Genomic DNA, 14265 nt, shown 5'->3' with positions numbered 1-14265 from the left:
TCACGTTTCGCTTATTTTTCTTTTTTAATAATATCTTCCAAAACTGCTTTATCCGAATAGTTGATTACTTTTAATGTAATTTCTTCGTTTTTGGTTGTTTTGCCTTCAATAGTATATAATTTTCCTTTTTTAAGTTCAATATTGCTTTTGTCAAAATCGACATCACCGTATTGCAACGTGTTTTTTATGTCAATGGTATCAATCCATTTTTTAGCTAATATTTGGGAAGCCTTATCCGAATAATCAAAAGGTTTATTTCTTAAATCATTCAATACTCTTGCATTTGGAAAATAATTGCAACGTGTATCTTTTCCACTAAAAATAGCAGCTACAAAAAATAGTCCTAATATTAAACCAATAAGATAGTAAGCAAAACGATGTGCGAATTTCATGTTTTAATTTTTTGGCAAAGGTAAAAGAAAGTTTACTTAAAAAACAATTAAATTGATGTCGTTAACAGGGATGTCAAACCAATCGCCAATTGCTTTATTTGTCAGGATTCCGTGATACAGATAAACTCCATTTTTCAATCCTTTATTGCATCGCAAAGCACTTTCAATTCCGCCATCTTCAGCAATTTGCAACAAATAGGGAGTGATGATGTTACTAATGGATAGTGAAGCCGTTTTTGAATAGCGGGAGGGGATGTTGGGTACGCAATAGTGCAGTACATTATTCTTTATAAAGGTTGGTTTTTCATGTGAAGTCACTTCGGAAGTCTCAAAACAGCCTCCGGTATCAATGCTTACATCTACGATGACCGCTCCCTTTTTCATGTATTCGACCATCGTTTCTGTAACTACGACAGGACAACGCTCCATTCCTCTCATGGCGCCAATAGCTACGTCACATCGTCTCAATGCTTTTAGTAAAGATTTGGGTTGAATGGTAGAAGTAAAAACACGTTGATTCAGGTTGTTTTGCAATCGACGGAGTTTGGTAATGGAATTATCAAATACTTTAACAGTTGCTCCTAAACCGATAGCGGTTTTAGCGGCAAACTCGCCAACGGTTCCTGCGCCCAAAATAACAACTTCAGTAGGAGGAACGCCAGTAATATTTCCGAATAATAATCCTTTTCCAAATTCATTGGTAATCATTAACTCGGCCGCAATTAAAATTGAGGCGGTTCCTGCAATTTCGCTCAATGATTTGACAGCTGGATAGGTTCCGTCTTCATCTTTAATATATTCAAATGCAAGTGCTGTGATTTTCTTTTTGGTTAATGCCTCAAAGTAGTTTTTTTTCCTGGTTTTCAATTGTATTGCTGATATCAGAATCGACTCAGGATCCATCATTTCAATTTCGGCCAGGGTAGCGGGCTCCACTTTTAATATCATCGGGCAACTAAATACTTTTTTGGTATCACTAGTGATTTCCGCTCCCGCTTCAAAATATTCCTTGTCTGAATAACTGGAACTTTCACCTGCACCAGCCTCAATCATTACCTGGTGGCCATGATAAGTCAATGTGTTTACAGCATCAGGAGTCAGGCAAATACGGCGTTCTTGGTAGCTGGTTTCCTTTGGGATCCCAATAAAAAGCTCGCTTTTTCGTCTTCTTATCTCAAGTTTTTCTTCTTGAGGTAATAATTGTTGCTTAGTAAATGGTGTTATTGTTATTGACATTAGCGCTGTAAAATTTAGGGTACAATTTACGGAAAAAGTTTTAAAAAAAGACAATTGAACTGCTGGAAAGCATATTGAAGTGTAAACTTTAAATTAATGGATGATTCTTTCCATTTTAATATCGGCTCTTTTGTAAATGCCTTCTTCTAAAGGGATCTCTACAAAATCAAATTTTTCATACAAATGAATCGCCGGCAGTAATTTTCTGTTCGAATATAAAATAAGCTTTTTGATGCCTTTCTGTTCGGCAACGGCAATACAATGAACCATCATTTTTTTTCCTATTCCCATTCCCTGAACACTATGCGTAACTGCCATTTTGCTCAATTCAAATGTGGTTTCATTGATTTTTATCAAAGAAACCGTACCAATGATTTGATCGTTATATTTTGCATAAAAAATCAGTCCTCCTTTGTCGATAATTTCTGCTTGGGGATTTGATAATACGATTTCATCTTTGGGCTCCACCTTGAAATATTTCTCAAGCCATTCTATATTTAAGGTTTTTATAGGTTCCTTTAAAGTTGTGGTAAAAGGAATAATTTCAACTGTATTTTCTAAACTCATGCCTTTTATTTTAATTCTAAAGAACGTTTTCCATCAGGTAGTAAGGTAATGGTGATCACAGAATGTGCTTCTGGAATCAAATTAGGAATCTTCTCCGCCCATTCTATAAAACACCAATTTCCGGAGTACAAATAATCATCAACGCCCATGTCCAACGCTTCAACTTCATGATTTAATCTATAAAAATCAAAATGATAAACAATTTGGTTGTCAATGGTCTGATATTCGTTAACTAAAGAGAAAGTTGGGCTGCTTGTAGCGCCTGTAACTCCAAGAGTTTTACATAATTGTTTGATTAAAGTAGTCTTTCCAACACCCATTTCTCCATGAAAAAGAATCACTTTTTTTGGGTTTTGGGCTATGATTTTTTGTGCAACTTCTTCGAGTTGGTCTAAAGAAAAAATAACATTCATAATTTGAGTATTCAATGATCAGTTTGAAATGTTCGGTTCTATTGGCTTTTTGCAAATCAAACACTGCAAACGGATCACTTTTTTATTTTGGATTAAAAACTAAAAAAGGAATAATCATTTCTTCCAATGAAATTCCACCATGCTGATACGTATTTTTGTAATAACTTACATAGTGATTATAATTATTGACGTAAGCCAAAAACAAATCATTTTTTGCAAAAATATAAGAACTACTCATATTTATCGTTGGTAAACCTATATTTTTTGGTTCTTTCACTGCATAAACATCTTTATGTTCGTAGGTCAAACTACGCCCCGTTTTGTAGCGTAAATTCAAACTGGTATTCTTATCACCCACGACTTTCGATGGGTTTTTTACGTTTATGGTCCCGTGGTCAGTAGTTAAAATTAACTTGAAACCTAATTTTTGCGCTTGCTGAATAATTTCCAACAAAGGAGAGTTTTTAAACCAACTTAACGTCAGCGAGCGATATGCTTTATCATCTGAGGCAAGTTCTTTTACGACATCCATTTCTGTTTTGGCGTGCGAAAGCATGTCTACAAAATTGTAAACTATGGTAACTAAGTCGTTGGCTTTTAAAGATTTAAAACCTTCAACTAACTTCTTGCCACCGGCCAAATTGGTAATTTTAAAATAATCTTCTTTAATATTTAATCCCAAGCGTTTTAGTTGTGCCGATAAGAACTCTGCTTCATACAAGTTTTTTCCACCTTCTTCCGGATCATTTTTCCAATACTGTGGAAACTGTTTTTCCATCTCAAGCGGTGTCAAACCGGAGAAAATTGCATTTCTCGCGTATTGCGTAGCGGTCGGTAAAATAGCGTAATAGGGAACTTCTTTTTCCAGTTTGTAATAATTCCCCACGACACTTTCAAAGGCCTTCCATTGGTCGTAACGCAAGTTGTCAATCACCACAAATAAAACAGGTTTGTCTTTTTTTAGAATTTCAGGAACTACTAATTCCTTGAATAAAGTATGTGATTGAACCGGTTTATCAGCTTTTGGCTTAAACCAATCCTCGTAATTGCGTTCTATGAATTTTCCAAATTGCGAATTTGCTTCCGTTTTTTGAGATTCCAGAATTTCCACCATACTTTGATCGTCGATGTTTTCAAGTTCCAGCTCCCAGAAAATCAATTTTTTATACAATTCAATCCAGTCTTCATAAGAGTTTACCATCGCCATTTCCATGGTGATTTTTCTAAATTCCTTCTGATAATCCAAAGTTGTTTTTTGCGAAATCAATCGGGAATTATCTAGGTTTTTCTTCAAGGTCAACAAAATCTGATTTGGATTCACAGGTTTTATCAAATAATCCGCAATTTTAGATCCAATTGCTTCCTCCATGATGTATTCTTCCTCACTTTTGGTAATCATAATCATGGGAACCGAAGATTTTTTTTCTTTCATCTCCGAAAGCGTTTCCAGACCGCTCATTCCGGGCATATTTTCGTCCAGAAAAACAATGTCAAAATTATTTTCCTCAAAAATATCAACCGCATCACGGCCGTTATTACAGGTCGTAACTTCGTAATTTTTCTTTTCAAGAAATAATATGTGGGGCTTTAAAAGGTCGATTTCATCATCCACCCAAAGTATTTTTATTTTATCCATAAGTCCTATTAACAAGTATTCAAAGGTTGTAATTGAAAGTGCCAATTTACTGCTTTTTGCAACGGTTAGTTGCTAATATTATGATAATTTTTCGCGCAATAGTTACTCGTATTACTAATCAAAGATAAGATTTTTTTGTTCTGAACTTGTTTCTCAGCGCGACACATTCTCTGTAAACGCTGCCCAGGCCAAGCTCGATGTTGTGTCTTTCATTTTAATGAAATATGGAAAGAATATCATTTTCATTCCTCAAGCACTGCGATAGTGAGTACTTCGAATGATTACGATTTAGCCACTTTATGGTTATCCTAACTATTTGTTAATTTTGTTTTGTTAATAATGGGCAAATGAATATTCATGAATTATTCTTTTGGGAAGTAACTATTTTAATAAATGGAATGTATAGATTGTCATTTGCGTTATTACTTTAATTATAGTTTGACAAGAAAGAATAGATCCCCTCAACAAAGCTATCCAATTGTTTGAATTTGTCGTTCAGTTTGATAGCGTTAAATTTTTTTATTTTACAGCATTCAAAAATTTAATTGTTTTTTATATTCATGTAACTTTACTGAAAAAATGGAAATAAATTGGATTATTATAGCAATAGTTTTGTTTTGCGCAATTGTTTTAATTCTATATTTGATCAAAAAGAATCAGAGGGATAAAAAAGATGTGACTACATTTTTTAATACCGATACTAAAATCAGGAAAGAGTCAGAAACAGACGAAGATGAGGAGTAACTAATTGATACTATTTTTAATTTTCGAAGTGTAATGGCAATTCCGATAAGGCGCTCGAATATTTCCTATGTGCCGCTAAATATTGGTGATGCAATTCTCAAAATAAAGACCTGAATAAAATTAATATGCATAAAAAGTACTTTGCAAACGGACAAAAGTCCCACGAGTAACTTGGGGACAAATTGACCTATTTTTTCAAAAATGGGAAAGTGAAAGCCAGGGGGCTTTTTATTAATAAACTGATGGGAGGCGAGTGGCTATTTTACCTCAGACAGGACAACTTTGGCAAGTCGGAAATTTCAAAAATGAACAGAAAAACGATTCTTGAATTCGCTATGATAAAAACGACCAATTAGAATAGTAAGAGACTTTTGAAAACGATAAAATCATTAAAAAATGAGTGTTAAAAATAAAAAATGAACCAAATAATTCTCAAAACAGAACGGTTAATCTTAAGACCAATTGCAGCATTTGATTTGGATTATATTCACGAATTGTATTCTTTGAAAGAAACGGATGAATTCAATACATTAGGAATTCCAGAACATATTGAAGAAACAAAAATACTATTGGAAAAATGGATTTTTGAAAATAACAAAGAGCTTACAGCCCATTTTACTTTTGCAGTTGAATTAAATAGTGGAAAACAAATTATAGGGTTAGTTGGTATCAATTTGGGAAAAGTAAAATATAAAAATGCCGAAGTTTGGTTTAAATTTCACAAAAATTATTGGAATAAAGGCTATGCGACAGAATCGTTGAAACAGCTGCTGCATTTTGGATTTCATGAACTTAATCTTCATCGAATTGAAGCAGGTTGTGCGGTGGGAAATATGGGGTCTATAAATGTTTTGGAAAAAGTAGGGATGAGAAGAGAAGCCCATACCAGAGAACTGCTACCATTAAAATCGGGCTGGTCAGATAATTATGGATATGCAATTTTATCGACGGACTAAATAATTACGAAAAGTAAGTCATACAAGCAAGGCTGAAGCTTATATTTCAGCCTTGTTTTTTAGTCAATAAAATTTCAAAAAAAGTATAAAGTTTTCATTTCCACTTTTTGATTTCATTTTCTCCTGCTCAGGTCTTTCCTTCGTCGAAATAAGTAGCCTCACTAGCAAATGTACTTGTGTAAAGTGTCGCGCTTTTTATTACCATTAGATGCCTTAATATAAAGGGCAATGGCTTTGCTATTGTTTTCTACTATTTATTATTTAATTTAAATTTATACCGTAGGAACTGTTCCACCGTCAATAATATATTCTGCTCCTGACAAATAGCTTGCTCTTGGCGAAACTAGAAATCCAATGAATTCAGCAACTTCTTCCGGCTTTGCTGGTCTGTCCATTGGTATTCCGCCTAAAGAATCCATCAATCCCTGTAAAGCACCTTCAGTAGTGCTTCCCGAACTTTCGGCTAGGCGTTCTACCAATCTTTCAGCAGCGTTTGTTTGAATAAATCCTGGTGAGACGGTTAGTATCCTCACACCTTTTGGAGCCACTTCATTGGATAAGCTTTTACTGTAATTTACTAAGGCGGTTTTTGTGCCGCAGCATAGGGTAACGTCGGATAATACAATGGCATTCTTGCCTGAATAGAGCCAATATGAATAATTACACCTGATTGTTGTCGAAGCATATAAGGTAATAATCCTCTGTCAATCCTCACTGGTGCCAGTAAATTTGTATTCATTGTGTCTTGCCAATCTTTATCTGTCAAAACTTCAAGGCCGCCTCCAGGCGTTTCAGAACCGCCAAGATTATTTATTAGAATATCAACTCCTTCAAATTTTACTTTTATTGATTACTTTTTCTATCCCATCAGGCTCACTTATATCTGCTTTAATAAAGTGAAAGTTAGGATTGATATCCTCAGGTTTGTTTCTGGCCGTTACAATAACCCTGGCGCCAGCCTTTATTAATCTTTCGGCAATTGCTTTTCCAGTTCCTTTTGTTCCTCCTGTTATCAAGGCTATTTTTGCTGATAACTCGTCGCTATGCAATTAGGGAAAACCGATTCCTATAGGGATAAATTTATCCGTATTGCACATTTTTAAATAAGTGATTAGATTTGCATTATGTATGAAAGAAAAATTCCTTTAACGTTAAATTACGGTCTGGATCTTATAGCCATTGTGTTATAAGGAAAATGGATAATAAGATTGCTTTATTTCATTTCAGAAGGATTTATAAAGCCTTCCGAATTACAGCGAAAAATTCCTGATGCAACACGTAGGGTTTTGAATATGCAATTGAAACAACTGGAAGAGCACAAATTAGTTCTCAAAATAATTTACGCGCAATTACCACCAAAAGTAGAATACGGCCTGACCGATTTTGGAAAATCTTTGATTCCTTTAATTAACGCCCTTGGACAATGGGGAGATGAAAATCAAAAGACTTAAGAGCTGTTATTGAAAATCAACTTAATAATCAACAAACCGGATGATTCTACAGGTAAAAGGTTCGATTGCGGGTCTTTTAACCTATATATTTCTGAAATCTAAATGTAATGGACGAGAATAGATTAAAAGAACTTGCCAAACTGTTTTTTAAAGCTTGGAATAATCGGTTTTGGGGGACCTGCAGTTCATATCGCAATGATGCAGGAAGAAGTCGTTGTTAAAAAAAAGTGGATCAGTGAGCAGCATTTTCTGGACTTAATTGGAGCCACTAATTTAATTTCGGGACCCAACAGCACCGAAATGGCTATTCACATCGGGCATGAAAGAGCAGGGTGGAAAGGTTTAATTATTGCTGGATTTTGTTTCCTGTTTCCTGCGGTTTTAATAACAGGGTGTCTGGCCTGGCTTTATAAAAAAATACGGGCACCTTCCAGAATTACAATCTTTTATTTATGGAATCAAACCGGCCCTAATTGCAATAATACTGATGGTTATTTTTCCGCTTGCAAAGAAATCTTTAAAAACAATCGAACTTGGAATAATTGGATTGATCACTTTAGTCCTGGCAATTCTAAATTACAATCAAATCTATATCATGTTTGGTGCAGGAATTTTTGCCTTATTGATTGCGCAAACAAATAATAGAAGTACACCCAATAGTTTCATTTCAATACTGTTGCTTTCACTTTCGAAAGCAGAGTTACAACAACAAACTTGAATTTATTTCTGGTGTTTTAAAAATTGGGGCCGTCCTCTACGGCAGCGGTTATGTGCTATTTGCTTTTGTCGATGCCGAATTGGTTTCAAAAGGATTATTGTCCAGAACAACATTAATTGATGCTATTGCAGTGGGACAATTTACACCTGGCCCCGTTTTTTCAGCAGTAACTTTTATTGGGTATCAAATGAATGGATTATCGGGAGCAGTCGTTGCTACAATTGGAATATTTTTGCCTTCCTTTTTATTTGTAGCCTTGCTTAATCTGCTAGTAAAAAAAATGAGAAATTCAAAGCCATTTTCGGTATTTCTTGATGCTGTAAATGTGGCTTCCATAGCTATAATTGTTGCCATTTGTTTTCAAATGGGTACTGATGTAATTAGGGATTGGCAAACCATTTTAATTGGAGTTATAAGTATGCTTATTGTATTTAATTATCAAAAAATGAATAGTGCTTTTATAATTTTGGGCAGTTCTATACTGGGTTATATTTTGACATTTGTATAAGAAAAAAAATTTTTTTATTCGAAATGTAAAACGGAGTGATTTTATCATAAATTTATACTTTAATCAAACCAAACCAAATTATTTATGAAATCGCATACAATTAGAAACTATTTTTTGAGCATAGCCTTATTTTCAATGACTGTTGCCATGGCACAACATGATTATGTGAATACACCTCCTGCGGTGTCTCCAATGCCTATGAAACCTGAAATGACTGAAATTTGGGAACCGCAAATAAAAGTAATCACTCCGGCTAAAAAGTCAGGAGATGCACCTTCGGATGCCATTGTTTTATTTGACGGTAAAAACTTGGACCAGTGGGTCAGCCAAAAAGATGTTACAAAGCCAGCACCTTGGAAAATAGTGGATAAGGAATATATGGAAGTAGTAGATGGTTCAGGAGCGATTCAAACAAAAATGCAATTTGGAGATTGTCAATTACATGTCGAGTGGAGTGCACCTGATGCGGTGGTTGATGGAGGACAATGGAGAGGAAACAGTGGTATATTTTTACAGAACAGATACGAGCTCCAAGTATTGGATTCCTATAATAACAGAACCTATAGCAACGGTCAAGCCGGAAGTATCTATAAAGATGTACCGCCATTAGTCAATGCAATGAAAGCTCCTTTAGAATGGAATACGTACGATATTGTTTACACTGCACCACGCTTCAAAGCTGACGGAAGAATAGATGCACCGGCAAGAATCACGGTGTTGCATAATGGAGTGCTAGTTCAAAATAATGCAACTATCAGCGGATTGACACTTTATATTGGTTTACACAATTATCCTTCTCCACATGGAGATGATGTAATTGCTTTGCAAGAGCATGGTTGTAAAACGCAATTTAGAAACATCTGGATTAGAAAACTATAAAACGAATAAAAGGAGAGCTAAAAACTCTCCTTTTTTAGTATTTGTACGAACTGAAACCTCTGTTTTTACTGGATTCAAAATCGCCGTAACAAACGGTTTCTATTTTAAAGTCAAATTTTCTTATATTTGTTGACCAAAAAATAAAGTTATAGTGAGTCAAATCAATAAGCTAAAAATATTCAATGATCCCATTTATGGGTTTATTACCATCCCAAACGCCTTAATTTACGATTTAATCCAGCATTCCTATTTTCAGCGTTTGAGACGTATTTCCCAAATGGGCCTGTCTTATCTTGTTTATCCGGGAGCAAATCACACTCGTTTTCATCATGCTTTGGGCTGTATGCACTTGATGCAAAAAGCGGTTGATGTATTGCGTTTTAAAGGTGTTTCTATTTCTCCAGAAGAAGAGAACGCGTTGTATATTGCCATTTTATTACACGATATTGGGCATGGGCCCTTTTCACATGCGATGGAAAAAAGCATCGTTGAGGATGTACATCACGAAGAAGTATCATTGTTGTTTATGAATCAACTGAATGTGGAATTCGAAGGCCAGTTGAGTTTAGCGATTCAAATTTTTAAAGGTGAATATGATAGAAAATTTATGTTGCAATTGATTTCCAGTCAATTGGACATGGATCGAATGGATTATTTGAAGCGGGATAGTTTTTATTCGGGTGTGGCAGAAGGAAATGTAAATTCAGAGCGACTGATCCAAATGATGAATGTCGTTGATGATTTCTTGGTTATTGAAGAAAAAGGAATTTATTCTGTAGAAAAATTTCTGATGTCAAGACGCTTAATGTATTGGCAGGCCTATTTACATAAAACAAGTTTGGTGGCAGAATTAATTTTGACAAAAGTCTTAAAACGGGCCAAAGAATTAACATTAAAAGGAATTCAATTGCCTTGTAGTGAGCCATTGCTGTTTTTTATGCAAAATAGAGTTATCTTAGAGACTTTTGATACTGAAAATTTAGACTTATTTTCTCAATTGGATGATTCTGATATCATCAGTGCTTTGAAATCCTGGCAAAAACAGGACGATTTTATTTTGTCATCATTGAGTAAAATGATTATTAACAGGGATTTATTAAAAATAAAATTAACCAGCGAAAAAGTTGACATTGAAGAATTACAACCTTTGAAAGAACGCTTCGCGCAGGAGAACAATATTTCATTATTGGAGACCAATTATTTTATTTTTAAAGGGAAAATAAAAAACCAGGCGTATAGTAAAGAGGCCGAACCGATACGAATTTTGAAAAAAGACAGAACAATTGAGGACGTTATTGAATCTTCTGATCAGCTGAATTTAAAATCATTATCTAAATTGGTTACAAAGTATTATATATGTTTCCCAAAACAACTTGCATAAAATGAACATTTAAAATCTATTTTTTTATATTTTTGTCGCAATGAAATTTACAGCAGAACAAATAGCGGGAATATTAGAAGGAGAAGTTGTGGGGAATCCTATGGCTGAAGTTTCTAGATTATCCAAAATAGAAGAGGGTGTTGAAGGATCACTCACTTTTTTATCAAATCCCAAATACCAGAATTATATTTATTCTACAAAAGCCTCTGTAACAATTGTTAATAATACTTTTATCTCCGATGCACCGCTTAGTACTACATTAATAAAAGTTGATGATGCCTATGCCTCCTTTACTAAATTATTGGAATTTTACAATCAGGTTAAATTAAATAAAAGTGGGATAGAGCAGCCTTCGTTTATTGGAGAGAACGTAAAATTTGGAGCTAATTTATATTTAGGCAGTTTTAGTTACATAGGACAGAACGTAGTTCTAGGTGAAAATGTAAAAATATATCCAAATTGTTTCCTTGGTGATAATGTAATAATAGGAGACAATGTGATACTCTTTGCCGGTGCAAAAATTTATTCAGAGACTGTTATTGGAAATAATTGCACGATACATTCCGGGGCTATTATAGGAGCCGATGGTTTTGGTTTTGCACCAAATCCTGATGGAACGTATACTAAGATTCCTCAAATAGGAAATGTAATTATTGAAGATAATGTTGATATAGGCTCTTGTACTACAATTGACAGGGCTACAATGGGTTCTACAATTATACGAAAAGGGGTGAAGCTTGACAATCAAATACAGATTGCCCATAATGTCGAAATTGGCGAGAATACTGTAATTGCCGCTCAAACTGGTGTTGCGGGTTCTACAAAAATTGGCAAGAATGGAATGATTGGTGGTCAGGTAGGAATCTCGGGACATCTGACTATTGGTAATAATGTCCGCATCCAGGCTCAGTCTGGTGTAGGGAGGAATATAAAAGATGATGAAATCCTTCAAGGAAGTCCTGCATTTGGATACAATGATTTTAGTAAATCGTATGTTCACTTCAGGAATTTACCTAAAATTGTTGCAGAAATAGAAGAATTAAAAAAACAAATATCAAACCAAAAAAATGGAAAAAATGGTTAAACAGAAGACCATCAAAACAGAAATCTCATTAACGGGAGTTGGATTACACACAGGAAAAGAAGTTAAAATGACTTTTAAACCTGCTCCGGTAAACAATGGTTTTACTTTTGTTCGAGCAGATCTGGAAGGTAGCCCTATTATTGAAGCTGATGCAAATTATGTTGTAAATACACAAAGAGGAACCAATTTGGAAAAACTAGGTGTAAAAATTCAAACACCAGAACATGTTTTAGCGGCATTAATTGGTTGCGATTTAGATAATGTAATCATTGAACTAAATGCGTCAGAACTTCCTATAATGGATGGTTCGTCAAAATATTTTGTTGAAGCCCTTGAAAAAGCAGGAATCGAAGAGCAAAATGCCAAAAGAAATATATACGTGGTAAAAGAAGTTATTTCATTTACTGATGAAGCAACAGGTAGTGAGATTTTAGTGATGCCCAGTGACCATTATTCAGTTACTGCAATGGTGGATTTTGGAACTAAAATTCTAGGAACTCAAAATGCTAACATGAAAAATATTTCAGAATTCAAAACGGAGATATCTGAATCCAGAACGTTTAGTTTTTTGCATGAATTAGAATCACTTTTAGAAAATGGCTTGATAAAAGGTGGCGATTTAAATAATGCTATCGTATATGTTGATAAAGAAATATCGGCAGCTACAATGGAAAATTTAAAAGTTGCTTTTGGAAAAGATGAATTAACTGTTAAACCTAACGGTATTCTAGATAACCTTACTTTGCATTATCCAAATGAAGCTGCGAGACATAAACTACTAGATGTGGTTGGTGATTTAGCTTTAATTGGAACAAGAATACAAGGTAAAGTAATTGCCAATAAACCGGGTCATTTTGTAAATACTCAATTTGCAAAAAAAATGGCAAAAATCATAAAAATCGAACAAAGAAATTATGTTCCTGTTTATGATTTAAATCAGGAGCCTTTAATGGACATTCATAAAATTATGGCAGTTCTTCCTCACAGACCTCCATTTTTATTGATTGACAGAATTATCGAAATGTCTGAAAGTCATGTTGTGGGTATGAAAAATGTTACAATGAATGAAAATTTCTTTGTAGGACATTTCCCGGAAGCTCCGGTTATGCCAGGTGTTTTAATTGTGGAGGCAATGGCACAAACAGGAGGGATTCTAGTATTAAGTACGGTTCCGGATCCTGAAAATTATTTGACCTATTTTATGAAAATAGACAATGTCAAATTCAAGCAAAAAGTATTACCAGGTGATACTTTGATTTTTAAATGTGATTTAATAACGCCTATCAGAAGAGGGATTTGTCATATGCAAGCAAATGCTTATGCAAATGGGAAACTAGTTGCAGAAGCAGAGCTGATGGCTCAAATTGCAAAAAAACAATAATTTTAGATTAAAAACTGTAGTATTCATTTTGAAAAATGGGTTTACAGTTTTTTTATTCTAATTAATTTAAAAAAATAAAAAAAAGCAGATGAATCAACCACTAGCATATGTTCATCCTGGCGCTAAAATCGCCAAAAATGTTGTTATAGAACCTTTTACTACCATACACAATAATGTTGTTATTGGAGACGGAACTTGGATAGGTTCGAATGTTACCATCATGGAAGGCGCAAGAATTGGGAAAAACTGTAATATATTTCCCGGTGCGGTAATCTCAGCAGTTCCGCAAGATTTGAAATTTGGTGGAGAAGATTCTTTAGCAATAATTGGTGACAATTGTACGATTAGAGAATGTGTTACGATTAATAGAGGGACCATTGCCTCGGGGCAAACTGTAATTGGAAATAACTGCTTGATTATGGCAACAGCGCATATTGCGCACGATTGTCACGTTGGCAATAATGCTATTATTGTTAATGGTGTTCTTTTAGGTGGACATGTGTCCATTGGCAATTATGCTGTTATTGGTGGTCTTTCGGCTGTACATCAGTTTATTAGTGTTGGTGACCATGCCATGGTATCTGGAGGTTCTTTACTAAGAAAAGATGTTCCTCCGTATACAAAAGCGGCAAAAGAACCTTTATCTTATGTTGGAATTAATTCGGTAGGATTGAGAAGACGTGGGTTTACATCCGAAAAAATCAGAGAAATTCAGGATATCTATAGAATTCTGTATCAAAAAAATTATAATGTAACCCAGGCATTGGATATAATCGAAGGGGAAATGGAAGCAACACCAGAAAGAGATGAAATTATTGATTTTATCAGAAATTCGTCAAGAGGAATAATGAAAGGGTATTCAGGAAATTACTAAAATTATTTTTCTGTTATCACAAAAATAAAAAGTATTAATAAAAAT

General features: G+C 34.5%; 15 protein-coding genes and 2 pseudogenes. 10 read left to right on the top strand and 7 right to left on the bottom strand.

From position 1 onward, the window contains the following. Window positions 1-11: 11 nt before the first annotated feature. From ACNQGH_RS14270 to porX, 5 genes are all read right to left on the bottom strand, one after another. Window positions 12-392: a DUF4258 domain-containing protein gene (locus ACNQGH_RS14270; protein WP_417956688.1), complete on the bottom strand. Its 381-nt coding sequence runs from the start codon at window positions 390-392 to the stop codon at window positions 12-14. Window positions 393-428: 36 nt separating this feature from the next. Beyond that, window positions 429-1628 carry an alanine dehydrogenase gene (locus ACNQGH_RS14265; protein WP_417956687.1) on the bottom strand — a complete coding sequence of 400 codons (1200 nt, stop codon included), beginning with the start codon at window positions 1626-1628 and terminating at the stop codon, window positions 429-431. Window positions 1629-1721: 93 nt separating this feature from the next. Further along, window positions 1722-2195, bottom strand: coding sequence for a GNAT family N-acetyltransferase (locus ACNQGH_RS14260; RefSeq protein ID WP_417956686.1), 474 nt, complete (start codon window positions 2193-2195; stop codon window positions 1722-1724). Window positions 2196-2200: 5 nt separating this feature from the next. Then, window positions 2201-2608, bottom strand: coding sequence for a tRNA (adenosine(37)-N6)-threonylcarbamoyltransferase complex ATPase subunit type 1 TsaE (tsaE, locus tag ACNQGH_RS14255; protein ID WP_417956685.1), 408 nt, complete (start codon window positions 2606-2608; stop codon window positions 2201-2203). An 82-nt stretch (window positions 2609-2690) separates the two neighbouring features. Continuing rightward, window positions 2691-4244 (bottom strand): T9SS response regulator signal transducer PorX, encoded by a 1554-nt coding sequence (gene porX / locus ACNQGH_RS14250; protein WP_417956741.1) that lies wholly within the window; start codon window positions 4242-4244, stop codon window positions 2691-2693. Window positions 4245-5404: 1160 nt separating this feature from the next. Between porX and ACNQGH_RS14245 the strand changes: the two genes are divergently transcribed. After that, the gene (locus ACNQGH_RS14245; RefSeq protein ID WP_417956684.1) at window positions 5405-5944 is read left to right on the top strand and encodes a GNAT family N-acetyltransferase; all 540 of its coding nucleotides are present in this window, start codon (window positions 5405-5407) and stop codon (window positions 5942-5944) included. Window positions 5945-6216: 272 nt separating this feature from the next. Here ACNQGH_RS14245 and ACNQGH_RS14240 read toward each other — a convergent pair whose 3' ends face one another. Beyond that, window positions 6217-6570 carry an SDR family oxidoreductase gene (locus ACNQGH_RS14240; RefSeq protein ID WP_417956740.1) on the bottom strand — a complete coding sequence of 118 codons (354 nt, stop codon included), beginning with the start codon at window positions 6568-6570 and terminating at the stop codon, window positions 6217-6219. Further along, window positions 6522-6960: pseudogene (locus tag ACNQGH_RS14235) on the bottom strand (SDR family NAD(P)-dependent oxidoreductase). The gene ACNQGH_RS14240 and the pseudogene ACNQGH_RS14235 overlap by 49 nt, the downstream one beginning before the upstream one ends. A gap of 192 nt (window positions 6961-7152) precedes the next feature. On the opposite strand from ACNQGH_RS14235, the gene ACNQGH_RS14230 reads away from it, so the two are divergent. The 9 genes and pseudogenes from ACNQGH_RS14230 (at window position 7153) to lpxA (ending at window position 14220) form a co-directional block, all read left to right on the top strand. Then, window positions 7153-7395, top strand: coding sequence for a winged helix-turn-helix transcriptional regulator (locus tag ACNQGH_RS14230; protein ID WP_417956683.1), 243 nt, complete (start codon window positions 7153-7155; stop codon window positions 7393-7395). Between the two features lie 195 nt (window positions 7396-7590). Continuing rightward, window positions 7591-7761, top strand: a pseudogene (locus ACNQGH_RS14225) (chromate transporter); the annotation flags it as partial. A gap of 121 nt (window positions 7762-7882) precedes the next feature. Further along, entirely contained in the window at window positions 7883-8113 is a 231-nt protein-coding gene (locus ACNQGH_RS14220; RefSeq protein ID WP_417956682.1) for a hypothetical protein, read from the top strand. After that, complete coding sequence (locus ACNQGH_RS14215; RefSeq protein WP_417956681.1) at window positions 8022-8621, top strand: chromate transporter; 600 nt, start codon at window positions 8022-8024, stop codon at window positions 8619-8621. Before ACNQGH_RS14220 ends, ACNQGH_RS14215 begins: the two co-directional genes overlap by 92 nt. Window positions 8622-8705: 84 nt before the next feature. Continuing rightward, complete coding sequence (locus ACNQGH_RS14210; protein ID WP_417956680.1) at window positions 8706-9500, top strand: 3-keto-disaccharide hydrolase; 795 nt, start codon at window positions 8706-8708, stop codon at window positions 9498-9500. 151 nt (window positions 9501-9651) lie between these two features. Beyond that, entirely contained in the window at window positions 9652-10881 is a 1230-nt protein-coding gene (locus ACNQGH_RS14205) for an HD domain-containing protein (RefSeq protein WP_417956679.1), read from the top strand. A 40-nt stretch (window positions 10882-10921) separates the two neighbouring features. Further along, the gene (gene lpxD, locus ACNQGH_RS14200; RefSeq protein WP_417956678.1) at window positions 10922-11965 is read left to right on the top strand and encodes a UDP-3-O-(3-hydroxymyristoyl)glucosamine N-acyltransferase; all 1044 of its coding nucleotides are present in this window, start codon (window positions 10922-10924) and stop codon (window positions 11963-11965) included. Next, window positions 11958-13346, top strand: coding sequence for a bifunctional UDP-3-O-[3-hydroxymyristoyl] N-acetylglucosamine deacetylase/3-hydroxyacyl-ACP dehydratase (locus ACNQGH_RS14195; protein WP_417956677.1), 1389 nt, complete (start codon window positions 11958-11960; stop codon window positions 13344-13346). Before lpxD ends, ACNQGH_RS14195 begins: the two co-directional genes overlap by 8 nt. Window positions 13347-13434: 88 nt before the next feature. Continuing rightward, the gene (lpxA, locus tag ACNQGH_RS14190) at window positions 13435-14220 is read left to right on the top strand and encodes an acyl-ACP--UDP-N-acetylglucosamine O-acyltransferase (protein ID WP_417956676.1); all 786 of its coding nucleotides are present in this window, start codon (window positions 13435-13437) and stop codon (window positions 14218-14220) included. The last annotated feature ends 45 nt before the right edge of the window (window positions 14221-14265 follow it).

The sequence above is a fragment of the Flavobacterium kochi genome, assembly GCF_048286715.1.
GTDB lineage: Bacteria > Bacteroidota > Bacteroidia > Flavobacteriales > Flavobacteriaceae > Flavobacterium.
Note: the sequence above shows the minus strand (reverse complement) of the source record. Positions and strands in the feature narration are given on the sequence as shown.